The 6,540-nt window shown below is 37.9% G+C and carries 9 protein-coding genes; 4 read left to right on the plus strand and 5 right to left on the minus strand.

Annotated features, from left to right (window positions below; genetic code table 11):
• Positions 1 to 10: 10 nt before the first annotated feature.
• Both ACFX4X_RS20385 and ACFX4X_RS20390 read right to left on the minus strand, forming a co-directional pair.
• A complete protein-coding gene (locus ACFX4X_RS20385) occupies positions 11 to 1,420 on the minus strand; it encodes a PAS domain-containing sensor histidine kinase (protein ID WP_377385871.1) in 1,410 nt (469 codons plus the stop codon).
• A 200-nt stretch (positions 1,421 to 1,620) separates the two neighbouring features.
• Entirely contained in the window at positions 1,621 to 2,049 is a 429-nt protein-coding gene (locus tag ACFX4X_RS20390; protein WP_061465376.1) for a cell wall hydrolase, read from the minus strand.
• A 278-nt stretch (positions 2,050 to 2,327) separates the two neighbouring features.
• Here ACFX4X_RS20390 and ACFX4X_RS20395 point away from each other — a divergent pair, with 278 nt between their 5' ends.
• Entirely contained in the window at positions 2,328 to 2,522 is a 195-nt protein-coding gene (locus tag ACFX4X_RS20395; protein ID WP_284469380.1) for a hypothetical protein, read from the plus strand.
• Positions 2,523 to 2,883: 361 nt separating this feature from the next.
• Here ACFX4X_RS20395 and ACFX4X_RS20400 read toward each other — a convergent pair whose 3' ends face one another.
• Both ACFX4X_RS20400 and ACFX4X_RS20405 read right to left on the minus strand, forming a co-directional pair.
• Entirely contained in the window at positions 2,884 to 3,063 is a 180-nt protein-coding gene (locus ACFX4X_RS20400) for a hypothetical protein (RefSeq protein WP_377385874.1), read from the minus strand.
• 357 nt (positions 3,064 to 3,420) lie between these two features.
• On the minus strand, positions 3,421 to 3,687 hold the full coding sequence (locus ACFX4X_RS20405; RefSeq protein WP_377385877.1) for a DUF1292 domain-containing protein: 267 nt from the start codon (positions 3,685 to 3,687) through the stop codon (positions 3,421 to 3,423).
• A 208-nt stretch (positions 3,688 to 3,895) separates the two neighbouring features.
• Between ACFX4X_RS20405 and ACFX4X_RS20410 the strand changes: the two genes are divergently transcribed.
• The 3 genes from ACFX4X_RS20410 (at position 3,896) to ACFX4X_RS20420 (ending at position 5,773) form a co-directional block, all read left to right on the plus strand.
• The gene (locus tag ACFX4X_RS20410) at positions 3,896 to 4,477 is read left to right on the plus strand and encodes a sigma-70 family RNA polymerase sigma factor (protein ID WP_377385880.1); all 582 of its coding nucleotides are present in this window, start codon (positions 3,896 to 3,898) and stop codon (positions 4,475 to 4,477) included.
• Positions 4,477 to 5,160, plus strand: coding sequence for a DUF3600 domain-containing protein (locus ACFX4X_RS20415; RefSeq protein WP_089361815.1), 684 nt, complete (start codon positions 4,477 to 4,479; stop codon positions 5,158 to 5,160). Before ACFX4X_RS20410 ends, ACFX4X_RS20415 begins: the two co-directional genes overlap by 1 nt.
• A 226-nt stretch (positions 5,161 to 5,386) precedes the next feature.
• A complete protein-coding gene (locus tag ACFX4X_RS20420; protein ID WP_061465380.1) occupies positions 5,387 to 5,773 on the plus strand; it encodes a VOC family protein in 387 nt (128 codons plus the stop codon).
• A 383-nt stretch (positions 5,774 to 6,156) separates the two neighbouring features.
• Here the strand turns inward: ACFX4X_RS20420 and rpsN are convergent, their stop codons facing one another.
• The gene (gene rpsN / locus ACFX4X_RS20425) at positions 6,157 to 6,426 is read right to left on the minus strand and encodes a 30S ribosomal protein S14 (RefSeq protein WP_061465381.1); all 270 of its coding nucleotides are present in this window, start codon (positions 6,424 to 6,426) and stop codon (positions 6,157 to 6,159) included.
• Positions 6,427 to 6,540 lie beyond the last annotated feature (114 nt).

Genomic DNA, 6,540 nt, shown 5'->3' on the forward strand with positions numbered 1-6,540 from the left:
TCGTCACTTTTCATTGTGAGCTCTCATTGAGGGGGAGAATGATTTCTACAATCGTCCCTTTTCCCACTTCGCTACTGAAATGAATTTCCCCATTATGCCCATGAATGATTTTAGTACTGACCATGAGCCCCAACCCTGTTCCTTTTTCCATGGTGCTATAAAAAGGCTGCCCCAAATGCTTCATGCGCTCTTTTGAAATTCCACAGCCTTGATCAATGAATCGGATCATCGCGTAGACTCCCTCATAGTTTAACTGTATATGAAGTTTGCCGCCTTTCGGCATGGCTTCAATCGCATTATTGACGACATTCGTGAAAACCTGTTTTAACTGATTCGGTTCGCCAATGACCGATCCCAAACCCGTATTATATTCCTTGATTATTTCAACATCATACAATATCGCTTGAAACTCGGCTAATGTAATCACACTATCCAAAATATCGTTAAGCTGAATCGATTCACAAACCTTCGCTTCAGGCTCTGCTAAACTTAAAAATTCATTGGCCAGCATTTCAATTTTCTCAACTTCGCTGACCGTCATTTCAAGATAGTCCTTTTGCTCAGGGTATTCGCTTAATAATTGTAAAAATCCTTTGACCGTAGTTAATGGATTTCTTATTTCATGTGCGATACCCGCAGCCATTTGTCCAACGGCCGATAACATATTGGATTTACAAAGCAGCTCTTCGGTTTTTTTACGCTCCGTAATATCCCTGCAGAATACCTGTATCGCTGGATGACCTTTATAAATAATCGGAAGACCGAGTGTTTCTCCATAAAATACTTGTCCGTCAAGTCGAATGAACTTTTGTTCCAGTAAACCAACCGCCTGATAATCGTCCCTCATTATCTCGATTCTTTTTTGTACACTTTCCCGGGAATCCAGGTGAACGAACTGAAAGACCGACTTACCGATAATATCTTCCACACTATCCATCCCCAGCATTTTTGCCCCCATGGGATTCATATACTCTATTATCCCATCACGATGTACAAAAATCGCTTCAGGTGACACCTCCACTAAACTGCGATATCTTTGCTCACTTTCCTTCAAGGCAGCTTCAGCAAGCTTTTGGTTCGTGATATCCCGATAAACGAAGACCAGTGCGGACGGCTCATATTCATTATCCCGGATATTAAACAGGGAGATGCTCACATTGATTAACCGGCCATCCTTCCTTTGCCTGACCGTCTCAAAGCCTTTCTTTTTTACCCCTGCCCTAATTTGGTCATGCAATTCCTTGGCTGATTCCTTCAAGAATTCAGGAATAATTGGATATGGCATGCCAATGAGCTCATCATTCTTCCAACCGAAAAACTTTTCAAAAGCGGCATTTACTTGAAGGGTCTTTCCTTCCAGATCAACAATGGATATGGCGTCCGGGTTGTTCTCCATGAATGACTTAAGTGTATCATCCACCGACTGTTCTCCCATTTGCCCTTGTCCATAATTAATAAGCCTTTTACTCATCAAATTTTTTTATTCCTTTCTTATCCGGAAATTTACAGTCTCAATTTTACAGTATCAGTAAATCATTTTCCAGTTTTATCATATGATATTATCCTATTTAAAGATTGATGCACAAAGAGGCCAAACCCCCATAAGGTTCAGCCTCTTCCTTAAAATGTACTATAAATATTTTCACATTCTGCACCTGTTGGTTCATAAAAGCAATGAAGCTTGAAACGCCCAACGAGGGGCTGATTATACCAGGTTGCCGGACAATCTCCCTGTGGCCTGAAGTACCATAGACTAAATTTCGAGGGCCATAGCCTTTCACCATTTATACTGCGACGTGCAAGCCTTATTTCCCTTTCTCTTGCTCGTTGATAAAAATACCCCTTCTGCACAGCTTCAAAGGCATGTTCCTGATAAATCATGTCTGGAATCGTCCTCAACCCTTTGAAATCGGAACAATTAGACCTAATCCGATTGATCCCTACATTCCCGATCATCAACATGCCTTGATCACCTTCACCCTCGCCTTCAGCTCTAAGCAATCTTGCCAATAAGGCACGATCGGCTGCAGTGTTCTTTACAACAGCCATCCTATCACCTCCACTTTTTCATCCTATGCCCCAGAGATGGAAAAATACTCCGTTTTTTCACAAAACCTTCATATAAAGTACACGTCCCATCAATATTAAAACATTATACTTAAGTAAGGCTGGGTAGCACGCGTGGCTATCATGGTATTTGGCGAAGGCGGGGCCAATACTTTCTTTTTACATATAAAAAGGCGACACATATTGTGCCGCCTTCAAGCTGTAGACAAACTCGATAAATAATTGAGTTTGTCTACAGCTTTTTTGAGGGTTTGTAACTTTTGAATGTTGATTGGAACGTAGGGCACTCGCTTTTTGCAGGAGTCCCGCACACCCGTTCCTTAGTTCTAAACAGTTGTTCGTTCGGTAAATATAAGGTAAAACTTGGTCTCAAGGAACCAGTGACTGTAAATGTCGCTGGGGCCGTACAGGACATGCAAAAATCCATAGACGAACAGACAAAAGTCATTGGTTGAACAAATCCAGAAACAGCAAGAATATATAAATAACAAACTAGAAGAAAAAGACAGAAGATTAATGGCAGGTATAAAAGAAAATGAGGAAAGTATAAAACAGGTTGCCGTTACTAATCATGAAGAAGAGAAGAAGGGGTGCTCGCCCGCCTTTTTGGTAAATAGATAGTATTTGTTACTGTAAAAATAAGTTGAGAAGTAAGGCGTAGGCAATAGCTTACGCTTTTTTCGTTGTTGTGAACAATACATCTGTAAGCTTGGTGAGCTATTCGAGTTGAGAGGGTCATTTATAAGTAAATATAAATGCTTGGCAGCATACTTTAGAACAAGGTTATAGGCGTGGGAAGAGAGAAAAAAATAAGAATTACAAATAAAAGACATCCACAATTTCAGAACTTACTTCGGTATTTGATTGAACTGGTTCTTTTATTTCAGAAGCAAAAGCTTTTGAAAAAGGTGTAAAGGCTGAAAATAACATTACACTAGCAACAGCCGGAACTATAATTCTCTTAACATTAATTGCTTTAACTTCAATCTTTTTCATTGTTTCATAACCCCTTTTAATCAAATTAGGCCATATTAACAAGTAAACCATATTGTATCAAATTAAATTAGTAGGTTATTGCAGAACTGCTGTAGAAAGTTAATATAGCATTCCATTCCCTTAGATCGGGAGGTTTCCAAATTGGAAAAACAATTATTTTATAACTTGCGATGCGAAGCAGATGGAATAATGAAGCTTTATAAAGAGTTTCGATAAGGAAGAAGAGAAAGAAATTAAAGAAAGTACTTCAAATTCAATAAAAAATCAAAAAGGTTTCGGAATGAGAACATTCCGAAACCTTTTGTTCAACAGCCTGAGGCGGCACATATTGTGCCGCCTTTTACTCTTGCCCCATCATTATTTCTCTTCAAATGCCGCTTCAAACGCCAATGATACCTTTTCGAACTCTTCATCCGATTCGATATCGAGCAGCTCACCTTCGCCTTCGACCCTGAAAAAGAAAATATCGATATCTTCCTCTGTATCTTCTTCAATATCTTCAAGCAAACCTACTGCTACATATTCCGTTCCTTCTACATCCAATGATCCTAAAACCTCAACTTCATGGCCTTCATCATTGTCATCAGTAAGGGTGAAAACCTCACCTTCACGAATATTACCCATATTACCTCTCCTCCCATATCCATTAAATAATGGAGTTGTTTCCATAGTATATCGACTATTCCATATAGAAACAAATTTTTGCCCTGGAAAAAAATAAATTCTTTTCTTTTCAAGAAAATAATCCATTAAAATGGGAAAATACCCCTAAAAAGCGAACGAAATATTAATACCTTACCAATATATAGTATAGACGGAAGGAGATTATAGGATGAGTGACCAAAATGATTTAATTTCCAGCATCAAACTTTTCTTAAAGGGAGAGAAACAGGCATACGACGAGCTATATGAAAAAACTATTCAAAGTGTCTATAGAAACGTTCACTTTCTTATAGACGAAAAAGCGGATATTGACGATGTGATTCAGGACATCTACATAGAGGTCTATAAGTCTCTTCGTAAATATGATTGTGAAAGACCTTTCAAACCATGGTTAATGGGGATTGTCATACGGCAGCTTCAAACCTATCGACGGAAAAGATGGATGCGCCTAAGGATTTCTAAAAAGGCAGAAGCAGAAGTAGCAGTACGAATCAATGTTCCAGATTTTTCTCATGACATTGTTGATAAAATTTCTAATCAACAACTCGTAGATTTAGTAAACCAGTTACCTTACAAGCTAAAACAAGTCGTAATTCTTCGCTACTTAAATGATTATTCACAAGAAGAGGTAGCCAGAATTTTAGAAATCCCGATTGGAACCGTTAAATCCAGGATTCACGCTTCTTTAAGAAAGTTGAATGCGAAAGGAAAAGAAAGTAAATTATTTTTAGAGAAAGTGAGGAATGTATAATGAACAATCTTCATAATCAATTAAGGGAAGCGTTATATGAAGAAAGTAAGAGCCTAAATCCTTCACCAGAACTAAAAGTGAAAGTAATGAGTACAATAACAACTAATCGAGGAAAAAGAAAAAAATATTTAATAACAAGCGTGCTAATTGCTTCACTGTTACTCCCAACCAGTGCTTTCGCCTATCAATCCTTCCTGGCTGATGATCTATACGGATCATTCGAGCAGGTAAAAAAGCATTTGGCTAATGCTACCATGGAGGGATACCTCCTTTTCGATGCAAAACTGTCCCAAGCTAAAGGTGAATTGGGAAAAGAAGAGTATGCTGATTTCAAAGAATTATTACATGTAGTAACTGAGTCTAAGCTAGACTATGGAGATGCAAACGGCAATATTGATTACGACCAACTTCCTTCAAGAAAAATCGCTGAATTAAAAACAGCTTTTATGGAAATACAGCCATATTTTGATAAATTAAACGGACTAGTATCCAGTGAAGAGTTGTTAACGGCTGAGGAATACGAAACGTATATTGAGGCTCTTATGACATATGAAAAAATTGCCGTGCAAAGTGGGAGTGAAAACGGCTCAGTTAATGTCGATGACTTACCTGCCAATCTTCAAGCTGAATTTCAAGAAGCAAGGGATTTCATGGATTATGTAAATGAGATGCAAATTCAATGAAGTAGAAAGAGTTCTCCACTATACATGTATAGACAATACTTTTCTTCATTAAGTATTGTCTATTTCTTTATCAATCATTTTCCACGATGCACCAGCCAATTCTTCCTTCATCCATCATTTTTTAATAATCAGAAAAACACTACCCCGAAATTGTAATTTTATTACGAATAATGTTATATATACTAATACTTTCATATTGTACTAAACAAAATTAGGAGGAAGTTCCTTGGCTATAAAAAGAGTCGATCATATCGGAGTTGTTGTAAGAGATCTTGAAGAATCCATAACCTTTTATCAGGATGTATTAGATTTAAAAGTGAAATCGCGGGTGCTACATACTAATGGTGTAATCCAACTAGCATTCCTTGGATACAATGATTCAGACGAAACAGAAATTGAATTAATTCAAGGTTATAGCGACACACTGCCATCCGAAGCAACGATCCACCATTTTGCAATTACTGTGGATGATATCGAAGAGGAATATGACCGGATTAAAAGTTTAGATAACATCGAGCTGATTGATGAAGAAATCGTCACCCTTCCAAATGGTTATCGCTATTTCTACATATATGGACCAGAAAAAGAGTGGATTGAATTTTTCCAAAGGTAAAATTTGATTAATAAAAAAGCAGAGTTGATAAAACTTATGCTTTCTTTACGTTATCTTACCTTACCTAAACCGAACTGGTTCTCTCACGCCCCCTTTTCGTGCCTTAATTTCTGAACAAGCATTAAAGTTAGTAAAATAAGATTACGCCATACACTTCCTTTAAGCTAGGTTAGACATGAAGCGGCCCTTGGTTTATTAAGGGCTCTTATTCTCATGAACGATTCCTCTTCGTAACTAACAAAAAATCATACATCCTGCTTCTCAAATTGTCTTATTAACCGATTTAATATTATATACTCTGACTGCTTAAAGCTTTCCTTTTCAAAATAAAAAGTTGATTCAAGGAACCTTCCCCCTGAATCAACCTTGCTTTTCTCCCCGCTTCACCAGCTTGCCTTTTTGACACCTGGCAGTTGCCCTTTATGAGCAAGTTCCCTAAAAACGATACGTGACATGTTGAATTTGCGCATATATCCACGGGGCCTTCCTGTTACTCCGCAACGATTGTGAACCCTTGTCGGCGAAGAATCACGCGGGAGTTTGGCCAATGCAGCATGATCCCCCTTCTCCTTCAATTGCGTTCTAAGTTCTGCATACTTTTCGACCATTGCCAACTGTTTTTGTGCTTTTACCACCTTGGATTTTTTAGCCATTTTAATCTCTCCTTTTTAAACATAGTGATTTTATAAATTGGCTCTTTTCGTAAAGATTGTTGTTTTTAAAACGAAACTATTTAAGGTTGATTGGAGCGGAAGTGCGAGACTCCT

The organism is Peribacillus sp. YIM B13481 (assembly GCF_042787985.1).
Classification (GTDB): Bacteria; Bacillota; Bacilli; order Bacillales; family DSM-1321; genus Peribacillus; species Peribacillus simplex_A.

Coding starts and splice junctions, on each gene's coding strand:
- ACFX4X_RS20390 (WP_061465376.1), bottom strand. CDS start 2,049: ATGGCTGTTGTAAAGAACACTGCAGCCGATCGTGCCTTATTGGCAAGA.
- ACFX4X_RS20400 (WP_377385874.1), bottom strand. CDS start 3,063: ATGAAAAAGATTGAAGTTAAAGCAATTAATGTTAAGAGAATTATAGTT.
- ACFX4X_RS20405 (WP_377385877.1), bottom strand. CDS start 3,687: ATGGGTAATATTCGTGAAGGTGAGGTTTTCACCCTTACTGATGACAAT.
- ACFX4X_RS20410 (WP_377385880.1), top strand. CDS start 3,896: ATGAGTGACCAAAATGATTTAATTTCCAGCATCAAACTTTTCTTAAAG.
- ACFX4X_RS20415 (WP_089361815.1), top strand. CDS start 4,477: ATGAACAATCTTCATAATCAATTAAGGGAAGCGTTATATGAAGAAAGT.
- rpsN (WP_061465381.1), bottom strand. CDS start 6,426: ATGGCTAAAAAATCCAAGGTGGTAAAAGCACAAAAACAGTTGGCAATG.